General features: G+C 71.0%; 13 protein-coding genes. 7 read left to right on the top strand and 6 right to left on the bottom strand.

The genetic code is table 11. The features are described 5' to 3' along the window. Positions 1-41: 41 nt before the first annotated feature. From ACFP2T_RS32820 to ACFP2T_RS32810, 3 genes are all read right to left on the bottom strand, one after another. Positions 42-2,069, bottom strand: a complete 2,028-nt coding sequence (locus ACFP2T_RS32820; protein ID WP_377428647.1) for a putative bifunctional diguanylate cyclase/phosphodiesterase — start codon at positions 2,067-2,069, stop codon at positions 42-44. 155 nt (positions 2,070-2,224) lie between these two features. After that, positions 2,225-2,509: a hypothetical protein gene (locus ACFP2T_RS32815; RefSeq protein WP_377428645.1), complete on the bottom strand. Its 285-nt coding sequence runs from the start codon at positions 2,507-2,509 to the stop codon at positions 2,225-2,227. Positions 2,510-2,579: 70 nt separating this feature from the next. Then, a complete protein-coding gene (locus ACFP2T_RS32810) occupies positions 2,580-3,011 on the bottom strand; it encodes a RusA family crossover junction endodeoxyribonuclease (RefSeq protein WP_377428643.1) in 432 nt (143 codons plus the stop codon). 611 nt (positions 3,012-3,622) lie between these two features. On the opposite strand from ACFP2T_RS32810, the gene ACFP2T_RS32805 reads away from it, so the two are divergent. The 5 genes from ACFP2T_RS32805 (at position 3,623) to ACFP2T_RS32785 (ending at position 9,105) form a co-directional block, all read left to right on the top strand. After that, the gene (locus tag ACFP2T_RS32805; RefSeq protein ID WP_377428641.1) at positions 3,623-4,909 is read left to right on the top strand and encodes an ABC transporter substrate-binding protein; all 1,287 of its coding nucleotides are present in this window, start codon (positions 3,623-3,625) and stop codon (positions 4,907-4,909) included. Between the two features lie 31 nt (positions 4,910-4,940). After that, the gene (locus tag ACFP2T_RS32800) at positions 4,941-5,918 is read left to right on the top strand and encodes a carbohydrate ABC transporter permease (RefSeq protein ID WP_377428639.1); all 978 of its coding nucleotides are present in this window, start codon (positions 4,941-4,943) and stop codon (positions 5,916-5,918) included. 64 nt (positions 5,919-5,982) lie between these two features. Next, a complete protein-coding gene (locus tag ACFP2T_RS32795; protein WP_377428958.1) occupies positions 5,983-6,813 on the top strand; it encodes a carbohydrate ABC transporter permease in 831 nt (276 codons plus the stop codon). A 6-nt stretch (positions 6,814-6,819) separates the two neighbouring features. Further along, positions 6,820-8,028, top strand: coding sequence for an ABC transporter ATP-binding protein (locus ACFP2T_RS32790; RefSeq protein ID WP_377428637.1), 1,209 nt, complete (start codon positions 6,820-6,822; stop codon positions 8,026-8,028). Between the two features lie 204 nt (positions 8,029-8,232). Further along, entirely contained in the window at positions 8,233-9,105 is an 873-nt protein-coding gene (locus tag ACFP2T_RS32785; RefSeq protein ID WP_377428635.1) for a DMT family transporter, read from the top strand. Here the strand turns inward: ACFP2T_RS32785 and ACFP2T_RS32780 are convergent. Further along, positions 9,098-9,769, bottom strand: a complete 672-nt coding sequence (locus ACFP2T_RS32780) for a GNAT family N-acetyltransferase (RefSeq protein ID WP_377428633.1) — start codon at positions 9,767-9,769, stop codon at positions 9,098-9,100. The genes ACFP2T_RS32785 and ACFP2T_RS32780 overlap by 8 nt on opposite strands. Before the next feature lie 98 nt (positions 9,770-9,867). Between ACFP2T_RS32780 and ACFP2T_RS32775 the strand changes: the two genes are divergently transcribed. After that, positions 9,868-10,959, top strand: coding sequence for a winged helix-turn-helix transcriptional regulator (locus tag ACFP2T_RS32775; protein ID WP_377428631.1), 1,092 nt, complete (start codon positions 9,868-9,870; stop codon positions 10,957-10,959). Between the two features lie 57 nt (positions 10,960-11,016). Here ACFP2T_RS32775 and ACFP2T_RS32770 read toward each other — a convergent pair whose 3' ends face one another. Continuing rightward, positions 11,017-12,351 (bottom strand): sensor histidine kinase, encoded by a 1,335-nt coding sequence (locus tag ACFP2T_RS32770; RefSeq protein WP_377428629.1) that lies wholly within the window; start codon positions 12,349-12,351, stop codon positions 11,017-11,019. A gap of 184 nt (positions 12,352-12,535) precedes the next feature. Further along, complete coding sequence (locus tag ACFP2T_RS32765) at positions 12,536-14,548, bottom strand: chorismate-binding protein (RefSeq protein WP_377428627.1); 2,013 nt, start codon at positions 14,546-14,548, stop codon at positions 12,536-12,538. A gap of 308 nt (positions 14,549-14,856) precedes the next feature. Here ACFP2T_RS32765 and ACFP2T_RS32760 point away from each other — a divergent pair, with 308 nt between their 5' ends. Continuing rightward, the gene (locus ACFP2T_RS32760; protein WP_377428625.1) at positions 14,857-16,269 is read left to right on the top strand and encodes an FGGY family carbohydrate kinase; all 1,413 of its coding nucleotides are present in this window, start codon (positions 14,857-14,859) and stop codon (positions 16,267-16,269) included. Positions 16,270-16,344: the final 75 nt, after the last annotated feature.

Raw genomic sequence — 16,344 nt, 5'->3', positions numbered from 1 at the left:
GCCGGCGTCGCAGCGTCGCTGGTCGGCGGGGACCTGTTCGTTCAGGCGATGGTCGCGGGCAGGCCGCCCCGGGCGGTGGTCCGTTCCATCAGCAGGTGCAGCGGCTCCGGTCGGCCGAGGTGGTAGCCCTGTCCACAGTCGACGCCGAGCTGCCGGAGCACGGGTACCAGCTCGGGCCGGTCGATGTGCTCGGCGACGGTACGCATCCCGAGCCCGTGTGCGGCGCGGACCACGGCGTCGATCAGGATGGGATCCGAGCCGCCATGGTCGGCCTGCCGGACGAACTCGCCCGCGATCTTGACCGTGCTGAACGGCAGGTGCTTGAGGTACACGAAGGATCCGTAGCCGGCGCCGAAGTCGTCGAGGCTGAACCCGCAGCCGGCGGAGGTGAGCGTGGACGCCAGCCGGCGCGCGGCGTCCAGGTTGGCGATGGCCGTGGTCTCGGTGATCTCCAGGCCGAGCTGGGTGGCGGGTACCGCGGCAGCGGCCAGGGTGGCGACCACCCAGTCTCCGAAACTGGGGTCCTCCAGTGACCGGCTGGAGATGTTCACGTCGAACCGGAGATCGACACCGGCGCTCCGCGCCGAGGCGAGCGCCTGGGTGGCGGTCTCCACCACCCAGCGGTCCAACTCGTAGATCATGTCGCCCCGCTCCAGCGCGGGTAGGAAGTCGCCGGGCCCGATCTGCCGGCGCTGGTCGTCGCGGACCCGCATCAGGAGTTCGTAGCTGCGTACCCGTTGGTCGGCGAGGTCGATGATCGGCTGCGCGTCGAGCTGCAACTGGCCGGTGTCGAGTGCCTTCCGGACCCGGGACACCAGGTCGACCCGCTGGGCGGCCAGGCGCTGCTGCTCCGGCGCGAACAGCCGGGCCCGGTTCCGACCCTCGCCCTTGGCCTGGTACAGCGCGAGGTCGGCGTGGGCGAGCAGCAGCGTGTCGCCGTCGGAGGTGTCCAGCGGGGCGGCCCCGATGCTCAGGGTCACCCGCAGCGGCTCTCCCCGTACCGCGAACGGGGTGTGCGCGACCAGGTCGCAGAGCCCGGCGCCGATCGCGAGCGCCCGGTCGGCGTCGCAGGACGGCAGCAGGACCGCGAACTCGTCGCCGCCGAGCCGGCCGAGCACGGCACCTGACGGCAGGTGATGGGTCAGCAGCCGGGCCAGCAGCCGGAGGACCTCGTCGCCGACGACGTGACCACGCAGGTCGTTGATGTCCTTGAAGTTGTCGATGTCGATCAGGAGCAGGGCGGCCGACGTCGGAGCCCCGGTCGAGGTCAGGTCGCTCATCCGGGCGGTGAGGGCCCGGCGGTTCGGCAGGCCGGTCAGCGGGTCGTGCTCGGCGAGGTACGCCAACTCGTCCTGGACCTGCCGGATCTCGGTGATGTCGTGCGCCGTGCCGAGCATCCGGAGCGGCTGGCCGGACTCGTCCGTGAAAACCTCGCCGTAGCACTCCAGGATCCGCATCTGCCGGCTGTGGGCCTGGAACATCCGGTGGGTGTAGGTGAACGACGTGCCGCCCCGGATCGCCTGGCTGAGGGTCGCCTCGATCATGTCGACGTCGTCCGGATGGATCATCGTCCGGTAGGTCGGGTAGTCCAGAGCGGTGTCCGGGGCCAGCCCGATCATGGACTTCAGGGTCGGCGACCACACCACCTGGTCGGTCGGCAGGTGCCACTCCCAAGTGCCGACCCGGGCAAGTTGTTCGATGTGGGTCAGCCGCCAGGCGTAGTCGTCGGCGCGGCGCCGGTCGGCCCGCTGCTCGGTCACGTCCGTCAACTCGTAGACCAGCCGGGCCGGTGTCGTCGGGTCCTCGCCCCGCAGCGGGGACAGCCGACGGCAGGTCACCCGCAGGTACCGGGTCGTGCCGCCGACCGTCGGACAGCGCAACTCGACCGGCGGACCGTCCGGGGTCGCCGTCGCGAACGGCAGCGAACCGACGTCGGCGCCGATCAGGTGGCCGAGTCGCTGCGCCGCCCGGTTGTGCCAGGTCACCTCGCCTTGCTCGGTCGCGGTCAGCAGCGCGATCGAGGTGGTGTCGAGCACCGCGGCGGGCACACTGGACGGCAGTGCGGGCACTGGGCCTCCCGTAGAGATCGACCGGATCCCGGCAGAGGACGCCAGACGAACACAGTCGGCCGTGACGGCGCACTGAGTGTACGGAGGCCGGCCACCATCAGCCAATGGGCAACCCGAGGCGGGGCGGCCGTCGGCATCGCGCCCCTCGGCTGTGGTCAACGGTCCCCGGGGATCTCGCGCCGGACGATCGCCACCGCCACCCGGCACAACTCGTCCATATCAGGGTTGAATCCCTCGGCGATGTCGTGATGAAGCCCTGCCCGGGTCTCGTCGAGCAGCCGTCGGCACACCTCTTCGACGGGTTCGCCGGCGTACTCCGCCCGGACCCGCTCGGTCGCCACCCGCAGTGCCGAGTTGAGCTGTTCCTCCAGCGGCCCCCGCAGGTGCTGCTGCGCCTGGTCGAGCTCTCTGGGATCGAGGGTGATGTGTGGCTCCGACATTGCTGCTCCCTCCGTCGCGGGTCCGGGTTACCCCGCCACCGGGGGTGACGAAACCGACGCTTCCCGGCACTCAGGCCGGCGTCGCCAGCGTGCTCACCCGGACCAGGTAGGACATCTCCTCGGCCGGCTCCTCCCGGTACGCGATTCGTTGGATCTGCCGGTCGTCGACGTAGAGCGCCACGTCGGCGAGCACGCCCAGGTGTGCCAGGCCGATGTCGGCGGCCCGCTTCTTGTCCTGGAGCACCGCACCGATCCCGCCGAGCAGCGTCGCCGCGTCGGCCGTACGTCGCCCCGGTGGGCAGCGCAGCACGACCTCCAGACCGACCGGCTCGGTCAGGGCGGTCCATCCGGTGCGCTGTGCCGCACCGCAGGCGGCCTCCAACAGCGTCCGGACCCGGGCGGCCTGCCGGTGCCCGGCCGCGAAGATCGACAGTGCCTCGGTCCTGACCGGTGGTGGCCCGGGAACTTCGAAGGACAACGTGAGCGCCCTGGTGTTCTGCACGGCGGCACCTCCTCTTGCAGACGATCCTGCCGAAAGGATCGCGGGACGGGGCGCGTTTCGGCGATCGGCGCGGGGTGCCGACCGGGCGGCATGCGCTGGTCCGGGAGCGTGTCGGCGTCGACGGCGACCTGCTGGGGCCGGAGGTGCGACCCACGCTAGCGGAGGCGGCGGTGCCGGGGAATACCACTGTGGACCCGATGGTGTCCGTCGGCGGCGCCGGCTTTTCGACGGGTGGGGTCAAGGCCCGTCAAACCGCCCATCCGGGCACTCGTCGAGGCCCCGGGCGGGACCGAGGTTTCGCCTCGTGGACGACCGGGCAGTGGGAGGCGCAGGACACCTACGCCCGGTCGGCAGTTCGGTTACGGCTGGAGGCGGGGTGCTTTCGCCGTGTGCCGGGACGGATGGCGTTCCGGTCGTCGTGGGAGAGGAAGGCGGCGTGATGAGCGGTCACCGGGTGCGCGACGTGTGGTCGGCGTGGTCCGAGCAGTGCTCACGATGCTCCGAGGTCGATGTGGGCGGGACGTTGGTGGGCCGGTGGTCCCCGACCGGCCCGGCTCCGGCCGGGGACGTTCTGGCCGGGACGGCTCCGGATCCGACAGCGGGGTGCCGACATGGCTGAACCCGACCGGGGCGGCCCGGTCCGGAGCGGCCGGCTGCGGCTCGCGGCCGGCGCGGTCGCGCTGGCCCTGTTGGCCCCGATGGCCGCCTGCGGTTCCGGCGAGGACGGCGGAGTCCCCACCCTCAACCTCTACTACTCCCCGGAACAGAATCTGCAGAAGGTGGTCGACGACTGCAACGCCCAGGCGGGCGGACGTTACGAGATCGAGTACCGGGTCCTGCCCCGGGCCGCCGACGACCAGCGGGTGCAGTTGGTGCGCCGGCTGGCCGCCGAGGACTCGGGAATGGACATACTGGGCCTGGACGTGACCTGGACCCAGGAGTTCGCCAGCGCCGGCTGGCTGCTGGAGTGGACCGGCGAGCGTCGTGCCGAGGCGGAGCGCGGCACGTTGGCCGGACCGCTCGAAACCGCCCGGTACGAGGACAAGTTGTACGCCGCGCCGAAGAACACCAACGTGCAACTGCTCTGGTACCGGACCGACCTGGTGTCCCAGCCGCCCCGGACCTGGGACGAAATGATCAACTTTGCGCTCGGTCTCAAGGGGCGCGGCCAGCCGTACCGGGTGATCACGATGGGTGCCCAGTACGAGGGCCTGGTGGTCCTCTACAACACGCTGGTGGCCAGTGCCGGCGGGCAGATCCTGAATTCCGACGGTACGAAGGCCGTCTTCGACGCCGGAGCGGTCCGGGCCCTGGAGGTGCTCCGCGACTTCGCCAACGCCGGAATCACCACCTCGTCGTTCTCGAACACGATCGAGGACCAGGCCCGGCTCGACTTCCAGGCCGGTGCCGGCGCCTTCCAGCTCAACTGGCCGTTCGTCTACCCGGCGATGCAGGAGGCCGATCCGGAACTGGCCAAGAAGGTCAGCTGGGCCCGGTTCCCGGGAGTGGATCCGAACACGCCGAGCAAGGTGACCATCGGCGGTGTCAACCTCGCGGTCAGCCGCTACTCCCGGCACCCCGAGGAGTCCTTCGAGGCCGCCGCCTGCCTGCGTAACCCGGAGCACCAGAAGTTCTCGGCGATCAACGACGGGGTGCCGCCGACCATCGAGAGCGTCTACGCCGAGCCGGAGATGGCCGAGGCGTACCCGATGCGGGACACGATTCTCGAGGAACTGAAGGACGCGGCGACCCGACCGCTCAGTCCGGCGTACCAGAACATCTCGACCGTGCTGTCGGCGACGCTCTCCCCGCCGTCCGACATCCAACCGGAGCGGACCGCGGACCAGATGCGCAAGGCGGCACAGGACGCGCTCGAGTCCAAGGGGGTTCTGCCATGAGCGAGCGCAGCGAGCGAAGCGAGGTGACGGCATGAGCACGGACTCCACGACTGTCGACCGGGCCGATGAGGCGGGGGCGGCCGTCCGGGTGCCGGCGCCTCGGCGGGGTCGTGGCCGGGTGGCACTGAGCGAGGGCAAGCGGGCCGAACGCAAACTGGGCTGGCTGCTCTGCGCCCCGGCCGCGCTGGTGATGCTGGCCGTCACCGCGTATCCGATTTTCTACTCCGTCTGGCTGTCGTTGCAGCGCTTCGACCTGAAGTTCCCGGACCAGCGGGAGTTCGTCGGGCTGTCCAACTACGTCACGGTGCTCAGCAACGACTACTGGTGGACGGCGTTCGGCGTGACCATGCTGATCACCGTCGTGACGGTCGCGGTCGAGCTGGTGCTGGGGATGGGCCTGGCGATCGTGATGCACCGGACCATCGTCGGGCGCGGGCTGGTCCGGACGTCGGCGCTGATCCCGTACGGGATCGTCACCGTCGTGGCCGCCTTCTCCTGGCGGTTCGCCTGGACGCCGGGCACCGGTTACCTGGCCACCCTGTTCGGCGAGGGGGCGCCGCTGACCGAGCGGGCCAGCGCGCTGGCGATCATCATGGTGGCGGAGATCTGGAAGACCACCCCGTTCATGGCACTGCTGCTGATGGCGGGCCTGGCCCTGGTGCCGGAGGATCTGCTCAAGGCGGCGTCGATGGACGGTGCCTCCGCCTGGCAGCGGTTCATCAAGGTGATGCTGCCGGTGATGAAGCCGGCGATCCTGGTCGCGCTGCTCTTCCGCACCCTGGACGCCTTCCGGGTCTTCGACAACATCTTCGTGTTGACCGCAGGCTCGAACGAGACGTCGTCGGTGTCGATGCTCGCCTACAACAACCTGATCCGTGGGCTGAACCTGGGGATCGGGTCGACCATGTCGGTGCTGATCTTCCTCACCGTGGCGATCATCGCGTTCATCTTCGTGAAGCTGTTCGGCACGGCTGCTCCCGGCAGCACCGACGAGGGAGGCCGCAGGTGAGCGCGAGAAGTGCGGCGGAGCGGAGCACCGCAGTCGCGAACGGAAGGAGAATCTGATGGCCGCCATGGACACCACGGCCGCGGCCAAGTGGCGGTGGGGGTTGCTGGACGTCGTCGTGGTGGTCTTCGCGCTCGTTCCGGTGCTCTGGATCGCATCGCTGTCGTTCAAGACCACCGGCACGCTCACCGACGGGAACTTCATTCCGCGCGAATGGACCCTGGACAACTACCGGACGATCTTCTCTACCAACCAGTTCGTCCGGGCGTTGGTCAACTCGATCGGCATCGCGCTGATCGCGACGACGATCGCCGTGGTGCTGGGCACCATGGCGGCGTACGCGGTCGCCCGGCTCGACTTTCCGGGCAAGAAGGCGCTGGTCGGGGTCTCCCTGCTGATCGCGATGTTCCCGCAGGTGTCGCTGGTCTCCCCGCTGTTCGAGATCGAGCGGTCACTCGGGCTCTTCGACACCTGGCCGGGTCTGATCCTGCCGTACATCACGTTCGCGCTTCCGCTGGCCATCTACACCCTCTCGGCGTTCTTCAAACAGATCCCGTGGGACCTGGAGAAGGCCGCCAAGATGGACGGGGCCACCCAGGGGCAGGCGTTCCGTAGGGTGATCGCGCCGCTGGCCGCACCCGGGGTCTTCACCACCGCGATCCTGGTCTTCATCTTCTGCTGGAACGACTTCCTGTTCGCGATCTCGCTGACCTCCACCGAGCGGTCCCGCACGGTGCCGGTGGCGCTGTCGTTCTTCACCGGGGAGTCGCAGTTCGAGGACCCGACCGGGGCGATCTGCGCCGCGGCCGTGGTGATCACGATTCCGATCATTCTGTTCGTGCTGTTCTTCCAGCGTCGCATCGTGTCGGGCCTGACGTCCGGCGCCGTCAAGGGGTGAATCGCAGTGGCTGACATCGTGCTGGACAAGGTGAGCAAGAGCTTCCCGGACGGAACGGTCGCGGTGCGCGACGTCGACCTGGAGATCGCCGATGGCGAGTTCGTCATCCTGGTCGGTCCGTCGGGCTGCGGTAAGTCGACCACGCTGAACATGATCGCCGGACTGGAGGACATCAGCTCCGGGGAACTGCGGATCGCGGGGCAGCGGGTCAACGACAAGGCGCCCCGGGACCGGGACATCGCAATGGTGTTCCAGTCGTACGCGCTCTATCCGAACATGACCGTACGGGAGAACATGGCCTTTCCGCTCCGGCTGGCCAAGCTGGACAGGGCGACGATCGAGCAGAAGGTCAACGAGGCGGCGAAGGTGCTGGAGCTGACCGCGCTGCTGGACCGCAAGCCGGCGAACCTCTCCGGCGGGCAGCGCCAGCGGGTGGCGATGGGTCGGGCGATCGTACGCAGCCCGAAGGCGTTCCTGATGGACGAGCCGCTCTCCAACCTCGACGCCAAGCTGCGGGTGCAGATGCGTACCGTGGTGTCCCGGTTGCAGAAGCAGCTCGGCACCACGACGGTGTACGTCACCCACGACCAGACCGAGGCGATGACCCTCGGCGACCGAGTGGTGATCATGCGGGGCGGCTCCGTGCAGCAGGTCGGCCCGCCCCAGGAGCTGTACGACCACCCGGCCAACCTCTTCGTCGCCGGGTTCATCGGCTCGCCGTCGATGAACTTCCTGCACGCGGCGGTCGAGGACGGCAAGCTGCACACTGCGGTGGGTGACGTGCCGCTCGGTGACCGGATCCGCCGGGAGTTGGCGGCGGAGGACGCCCCTCGTGAGTTGATCCTCGGCATCCGCCCCGAGCACTTCGAGGACGCGTCGCTGATCGACGACGACACCCGGGCCCGGGGGATGGAGTTCGAGGCGCCGGTCGAGATCGTCGAGTCGATGGGTTCGGACAAGTACGTGTACCTCACCGTGGAGGGCGAGCGGGCCAGCGCCGCGGAGTTGGAGGAACTCGCCGCCGATGTCGGCGCCGAGGACCTCACCGGTTCCGGGTCCAGCCTGGTTACCCGGCTGTCGGCGGAGTCCACGGCCACCGAGGGGGAGAGCCGGCGGATCTGGTTCAACCTGGAGAAGATCCATCTCTTCGACCCGGCGAACGGCCGGAACCTCACCCTGCACGAAGGGCGGGCGGCCGGGGCACTCGCATCCTGACCGCCTTCTCCTCCGTTCCCTGACCGCGGCGCGACCGGGGACCCGGGTCACGGGGCTGCCACAGCACCCGCGACCCGGGTCCCCGGGTCACGGCGGGGTCACGTCGCACCGCGAACCGCCGTTGAGGAGAGCGGAGATCACGTAGCGTAACGACGTGCGTACGGTATCCGGGATGTCCCGTGGCGGCGGCGACGGGACCCAGGCGTGACGATCGCCGCGGTGCTGCTCGCGCTCGCCTCCGCGAGCTGCTTCGCGCTCGGGGCCGCGTTGCAGCAGCGTGCCGTACGCCTGGAACCGCCGCACGGTACGGCCGACCTCCGGCTGTTCCTCCGGATGGTCCGGCGCAGGCGCTGGCTGCTCGCCAAGCTCCCCGACTTCACCGGTACCGCCCTACAGGCTCTCGCCCTCCGGTTCGGGCCCCTCACCCTCGTCCAGCCCCTGCTGATCAGCGGAATGTTCCTGGCCATCCCTCTGGAGGCGGCGCTCGACCACCGCCGGCCGCACCCCCGGGACGTCACGGCGGTGGCCTCCTGCGTGTTCGGTCTGGGAGCCTTCCTCGCCGCCGCGCAGCCCAGGGCAGGTGTCTCCGAGCCCTCGCTGATGGGCTGGCTCGGGGTCGCGCTGATCGGCGGTTCGCTGATCGGGGTCTGCCTGGTCCTCGCTCACCGGGCCCGGGGTGCCCTCCGGGGAACCCTGCTCGGGATCTCCACCGGTCTGCTCTACGCCGGTACGGCGTCCGTGCTCAAGACCTTCGCCGAGCGGGTGTTCAGCGACCCGCTCTCGACCCTGACCGACTGGCACCTCTACGCGCTGGCCGTGACCGGGATCGCGGCGGTGGCGCTGAACCAGAACGCCTTCCAGAACGGTCCGCTCGCCGCGCCGTTGACGGCGATCACCCTGGTGGACCCGGTCAGCAGCGTCGTCATCGGTGTCACCGCCTTCCACGAGACGTTGTCGTTCGGCGGGCTCCGGCTGCTGGTCGAGGTGCCCGCCGTACTGGCGATGATCTTCGGTATCTGGCTGGCCAGCACCCGCCCGTCCGGCCGGGAGGGATTCGAGGGAGCGCCGACTACCTGACCGGTGGGGCCGCCGGGGTCGTCGGGGCGTCGCGTCGGGGCTCGCGCCACATCGGTTGGATGCCCGGCCCGCCCTCCGGCAACCAGATCGGCTCGCCCCGAGCCCGGAAGCCGTGCCGTTCGTACAACGCGCGGTTGCGGGGCGAACTCGCCTCCAGGTACGCACCGACCCCGGCGGCGTCGGCCCGGGCGAGCTGGTGGCGCAGCATCGCGGCGCCGAGTCCCCGGCCGCGCGACGCGGGTACGACCACCATCTGTTGCAGGTACCAGTGCGGCTCCCGCTCCGGGTGGCGTTCCCGGGTCAGTTCGCCGACCAGGGCCATCCGGGGCGCGTACTCGCCGTAGGCCCGCGCGACGAAGGCGGCCTGCTCGGCGGCGGAGACGGGATCGGGCCGGGCCGGACCGTCGGGGAGGAACTCCCACACCGACAGGCCGAGGATCTCCCCGGTGTCCTGCTGCCCCACCAGGATCTCGCCCGTGTCGAGCACACCGGACACCCACCCCTGAGCATGGTCGGTCCATGCCTCGACCAGGGCACGTCGGGCCTGTTCGTCCGACACCACCCAGCCGAAAACCGTCTCGTCCAACCCGGCCCGGCCGAGTGCTGCCGCGATCGCCCCGGCGTCGTCCCGCCCGGCCGGTCGTACCGTCATGGTCTCGGTCATCCTCACCCCACCACCTCGATTTCGGCGGGTACAGTGTACGCGACCGCGTGCGAAGTACGCGAGCCACCGACGGGGGCGAGAGTGGAGGGTGGGTGCGGATGGGAACCGACCAGAGCCACGGGCGCGGATCGGGGCTGGGCCTCGACCGCATCGTCCGGACCGCGGTCCGGCTCGCCGACGTGGACGGCCTGGAGACGCTCTCGATGCGGCGGGTCGCCACCGCGCTGGACGCCGGCGTGATGTCCCTCTACCGCCATGTGCCGGGCAAGAGGCAACTGGTCAGCCTGATGGTGGAGACCGTGTTCGGTGAGATCGACTATCCCGATCCCGGCCCCGCCGGCTGGCGGGCGAGGATCGAGTTCTCCGCCCGGCGGGAGTGGACGATGTACCAGCGGCACCCGTGGGTGCTGTCGATCGTCGCGGGTACCAGTCGGCCACCGCTCGGGCCGAATGTGCTGGCCAACGTCGAGTGGGTGTTGCGGGCGGTCGACGGCTTCGGGCTGGACCGGGCGACGATGACCCAGGTCTACTTCACCGTCAGCGACTACGTGCAGGGCGCCGCGCTGTACGTCCGGAACGAGACCGAGGACGAGCGGCGTACCGGCGTGACCGCCGAGCAGTGGTGGGCGGCCGAGACGGCGACACTGGCCAGGCTGCTGTGCAGCGGTCGGTTCCCGCTGGTGTCCGGGCTCTTCGACCAGGCCGCGAGCGCGCCGACCCTGGTGGTGAAGGACTTCGAGTTCGGCCTCCGGCGGGTGCTCGACGGCCTCGAGGTCTTCCTCACGCAGCAGCGACCCCGACCCGGAGCCGCCGGAGCCGGCGCGCCGACGCTCGAAGTAACCAAGTTTGAAAAAGTAACCAGTATTGGGGGCAGGTCGCCGTCCCCGGCCGCCGCTACGGCGCTGGAGCTGCTCGGCCGACGGTGGACCCTCGAACTGCTCTTCGTGCTCAGCCACGGAGAGGCCCGGTTCAGCGATCTCGTCGAGGCGGTCCCCGGCGTCTCCCGGCGGGTGCTCACCGAACGGTTGCGGCAGCTCGCCGACGAAGGCCTGCTGCGTCGCCAGGTCGTGACCGGGCCGCCCACCCGAATCAGCTACACGCTGACCGACCGTGGTGCCGGGCTACGGGGCGCGCTGGCCGAGATCGACGCCTGGGCCGGGAACAGTTCCGGGCCGGACGACGGCCGCTGATCAACCCGGCACCGCCCGATCAGCCCGGCTCGGTCCGATCAGGTCGGCGCTGCCTGATCAGATCGGCACCGCGATCCGTACCGTCGTGCCCGGTCCGGTGGCGGCGCCGGGAACCGCCGGTCCGAGGGTGAGCACGCCGGACACCTGGTCGACCCGCGCCCGCATCGCGGTGAGGCCGTAGCCGTGCGACGGTGACGGTCCGGCGGTGGCCGGCTCGGTCAGGCCCCGGCCGTCGTCGGTGACCTCCAGCACCACCGTTTCCGGGTTGAAGGCCAGCCGCACCGTGACGCTTCCGGCGTCGGCGTGCTTGCGGACGTTGGTCAACGACTCCTGTGCGGCGCGGAGCAGCACCACCTCGGTCCGGGTCGTCAGCGGTACCGGAGTGCCGTCCCGATGGAACTCCGCCGCGAGGCCCGTCTCGGCACCGAATCGGGTGACCAGTCGGGCGAGGGCGTCGGTCAGCGACGACTCGGTCAGCGCCGCCGGGGTCAGCGCCGCGATGAGGTCGCGGGCCTCGGCGAGTTTCTCCCGGGCGGTACGCGCGGCCAGCGCCAGATGCCCGTGCGCCCGTTCGGGGTCACCGTCGAGGTCGGCGTCGGCGGCCTGGACCAGCAGCACCACGCTGGTCAGCCCCTGGGCGATGGTGTCGTGGATCTCGCCCGCCAGCCGCTGCCGCTCGGCCAGGATGCCCGCCTCGTGGGACAGCCGTGCCACCTCGCTCCGGGACCGGTCCAGTTCGCGGATCAGGCGGGCCCGCTCCGCACTCTGCGCGACCACCCGCTGGATCCAGCTTCCGAACGTCGCGGAGAAGACCACCACCAGGGCCGCGATCGGGAGCGGATGCGTCGCTACCTCGACCGGGTCGACGCCACGGGCCAGCAGGACCGTCAGGTGTACGGAGTTGAACACGATCACCGCCACCGTCGCCGGTACCGGCCCGGCCAGCATGTACGCCTGCGGGCAGAGCGCGAACAGGACGAACGACGCCGATCCGTTGAGCAGTACCGCCGGTACGTACAGCAGGAAGGCGCCGGCGAGGTAGCCGTACCCGCGCCAGTCCTCGACCTCGTCGCGCATGAGCCGGCGACCGTAGCCGACGTACCAGCCGGTCAGCCCGGCGAGGGGGAGCAGGACGGCGAGCCGTTGTGGCATCGGCTGCGGATCGCTGGCCACCGTGAACCCGGCGACGGCCAGGACGACCAGCCCGAAGTAGGCGTCCCAGAACCGGTAGCGGGCCTGCCAGTCGCTGGTTTCCGCGTGGTCGGTGCCGGATCCCGGATCGGAGGGCGGCACGCCGGAGTGGGCAGGCTGGGCCGGGACGACCGCCGTCCGCCGGATCGCCTCGGCGGCCGCTCGCCCGACCTGACCGGGCACCGGGACGTGCTCAGACACCGCAGCGGACCTCCAGAGCGCGGGGCCGTACGCGGGTGTCAGCGGTTGACGATGGCGTTCCCGGCCGGGTGCGTCCATGTTCGCACGGGCGGATACGCCCCGGTCGGGACGGCGGTACGCGGTCAGGACCGGTGGCCCGGGCAGGGGCTCTCAACCCGCCCGGACCGCCGGCTTACTCCAAGGGCTACCCGGGATGCCGGGAAGTATGCGGCTCGGGCGTGCCATGGCCGGTCGGCGCGGTCGGGGCCGGCAGCAGCCACCCCAGCAGATCGGTCAGCACCGCCATGCCGTCCTGGCTCAGTACCGACTCGGGATGGAACTGCACCCCGGCGTACGTCGGCCCGCGTAGTGCGTGCACCGTGCCGTCCGCCGCGTCCCGGGCCAGCCGTACCGACCCGTACCCCGTGACCACCTCGTCGGCATCGGCGAGCGTGGTGTAACTGGAGTAGAAACCGACCCGCCGGAGGGCGCCGAAGATCTCGATCTCCCGGCTCAACCCCTGGTAGGGCGTGGACCGACGATGCAGGGGCAGGCCGAGCCGCCCGGCCAGCAGTTGGTGGCCGAGGCAGACCCCGAGGGTGGGGTGCCCGGTCTCCAGCAGACGGTCGACCACACCGCGCAGGGCGGTCATCTTCGGATCGGTCGGACTCCCCGGGTCGCCGGGCCCGGGGCCCAGCACGGTCAGGTCGGCGTCGGTCGGATCGAACCGCCCGTGATCGACGGCGTCGCCCCAGGGCCGCGTCCGGACGGTCAGTCCGAGCGCCCGCAACTGGTGCGTGAGCATCCCGGTGAAGGTGTCCTCGCCGTCGACGACCAGCACCCGCCGGCCGACGAGCCACGGCAGTACCCCGGTGCCCGGCGTCCGTTCCTCCAGCCAGAACGGGGCGAGTCCGTGGTTGCGGGCGGCGAGTGCCGCGCGTACCGCCGGATCCTCGGCGAGGCGGACCTCCGCCGCCGGCACGGCCCCGACCGCCGTCGGTCCGGCGTTCGTCGGTCCGGCGTCCGCCGGTCGGCCGACCGGCGCGGCCGAGGTTGACCGCAGCCCCAGCGCCGCCAGCACCCCGGCCGCCTTGGCATGCGTCTCGGCCACCTCGCCGGCCGTGGTGGAGTGGCGTACCAGGGTCGCGCCGACCGGCACCCGCAGCGCTCCGGCGGGGGAGATCTCGGCGGTACGGATCAGGATCGGCGCGTCCAGGGTCTGCCGGCCGGCGTCGTCCCGACCCAGCAGTGCCAGTACGCCCCCGTAGTAGCCCCGGCCGCGCCGCTCGTGCCGGGCGATCACCCGGCAGGCGTTCTCCATCGGGCTGCCGGTGACGGTGGGGGCGAACATGGTCTCCCGGAGCACCTCCCGAACATCCAGCGACCCGCGTCCGGCGAGCAGGTACTCGGTGTGGGTGAGGTGCGCCATCTCCTTCAGGTACGGCCCGATCACCTGTCCGCCCTGCTCGGCCACTGTCGCCATCATCTTCAGTTCCTCGTCGAGCACCATGTACAGCTCGTCGATCTCCTTCGGATCGGCGAGGAACCGCAGCAGGGACTCCCGGTCCGCCGCGCCGTCCGGGTGCCGGAGCGTGCCGCTGATCGGGTTCATCATGACCAGGCCGTCCTCGACGCTGACGTGGCGTTCCGGGGAGGCGCCGACCAGGATCCGGGTTCCGGTGTACACCAGGAACGTCCAGTAGGCGCCCCGCTCGCTCTGGAGCAGCCGGCGCAGCGCGGCCAGCGCCGCCGGCAGGGCCGGCCCGGCCAGGGTGCCCATGAACGAGCGGGAGATGACGAAGTTCGCGCCCTCGCCCCGGCCGATCTCGTCGCGCAGCACCCGCTCGACGATCTCCGCGTACGTCTCGTCGGGGAGGTCGAAGGCGGCGTCCCGGACCGGTGACGGCGTCTCGGGCAGCGCGGCGAGCGCCTCCGCGAGCGGGACCCGGACGTGCCCGGAGAGCACCAGACACTCCAGCGGGGCGCCGTCGTCGACGCAGGCGAAACCGCGCTCGGTGATCTGCCGGTACGGCACCAGGGCGAGCGTCCGTGGCCCGGCCGGGCCCGGCGGTAGCGGTATGTCGGCGAGCCGCGACACCGTGCGCGGCATGCCGGTGAAGACGTCCAGGCCGGCGGCGCCGTCCCGGCGGACCAGGGCGAACGGGCCGGGATCGGCGCCGGCCACGGTGGTGGTGAGCAGGTCGTGCAGCAGGTTCATCTTCGGTCGTCCCTCACAGCCGGGGCCGTCCGCCGTGGCGGCCGGAAGGCTGGAGGAAACGCTGGCGGCCGCCGCGTGGGGCGGCCGCGTGGAAGAGCTACGCGCGGAGGTCGGCCGCCGGGATGGCGGGCCACCAGGAGTGAAGTCGCGCGAGCATGCCGGGAAGTCTAGGGCAGCGGAGCCCGGACCGGCACCGGTGTCGCCGAACCGCCCACCTGGTGGGCGGTTCGGCGCGCGGCGGCACCTCTTCCGGCCGCTCCGCGCCACCTTGGCTTCGGCGGCACGCCGAACGGGTACGGTTTTCGTCGATGAGGATTCTCGCTCTCGACCTGGGTACGTCGTCGGTGCGTGGCCTGGTGCTGGACGCCGCCGCCCGACCGCTGCCGGGTGCGCTGGCCCGGCGCCCGGCCGACGTCATGATCGGCGACGGCGGCGAGGCGACCCTGGACGCACGGGCGTACCTCGGCGCCCTCATCGAGTGCCTGGACGAGTTGGCCGGGGCCAGGCACCTCGACGGGGTCGACCTGGTCGTCGCGTCCGCGCAGTGGCACTCGGTGGTGCCCCTCGGTCCCGGCGGCGCCCCGCTCGGGCCCGTGCTGACCTGGTTGGACACCCGACCCGTGGCGCCGGCCGGGGTCCGGGGCCCGGAGGACGCCGACGCCTTCCATCGACGGACCGGGACCTGGTGGCACCGGTTCTACTGGTCCGTCCGGCTGCCCTGGCTGCGGGAACGCGCAGGTGACGGCCAGATGCGCTTCGCCGGCCTGGTCGAGTACATCTTCGGCATGCTGCTCGACGAGGACGTCATGTCGATCTCCCAGGCGTCCGGTACGGGCCTGCTCGACCTGCGCACCCTGGACTGGGATCCGGAGGCGTGCGAGCTGGCCGGGGTCCGGCCGGGAGAGCTGCCGGCGCTGGCCGCACGATCCTGGGTCGGCCGGCTGCGGTCCGATTTCGCCCGCCGCTGGCCGGCGCTGCGTACCGCGCGATGGGCACCACCGTGCGGTGACGGCGCCGCCTCCAACGTGGGCTCCGGGTGTTTCGACAGTCGTCGGGCGGCGGTAACGGTCGGCACCTCGGCGGCCGTCCGGCTGGTGCAGCGCGTCGAGGCCGGGGCGGAACTTCCCCCGTTACCGGAGGAGCTCTGGCGGTACCGGGTGGACCACGACCACGTGGTAACCGGAACCGCGTTCTCCGGTGGCGGCAACCTCTACTCCTGGGTCCGGCGGGAGATGCGGCTGCCCGACGGGCCGGAACTCGACCGGGCACTGGCCCGGGTACCGCCCGGCGGTGGGCTGCCGGCCGACCCCCGGCTCGGTGGTGACCGACCGCCCGGACTTGCTCCGGCCGGCTCCGGCATGCTGGCCGGACTCGGATTCAACACGACCTCGGTGGACATTCTGGCCGGGTTGATGGGCGCACTCTGTGTCCAGGTCGCGGTCGGCGTCGCCGCTATCGAGTCCACCTTGGACGAGTCTGTCCAGGTGGTACTCGGTGGCGGTGCGGTCGCCGCGTCCGGGTGGTGGCGACGGACCTTCGCGGTCGAGCTGGCCCCACGCGAGGTACATCACGTCCGAAATCCGGAGATCGGTGCGGTCGGTGCGGCTTTGGTGGCGATCGGTCGACTCAATGGGGCGACCGGACTTGAACGCATCGTCCGGACGGATGAGGACGAGTCGGCGACAGCGACAAGATCTGATCGCCCGCAGTATCCTTCGTGAGCTGTTCTGCCCACTGGATCATTGACAGCGAGACCGGGCCTGATTTGAAATAGCTCCGCTCCTTGGCGCGCCCGG

It is taken from the genome of Plantactinospora solaniradicis (assembly GCF_042658085.1).
GTDB lineage: Bacteria > Actinomycetota > Actinomycetes > Mycobacteriales > Micromonosporaceae > Plantactinospora > Plantactinospora solaniradicis.
Note: the sequence above shows the minus strand (reverse complement) of the source record. Positions and strands in the feature narration are given on the sequence as shown.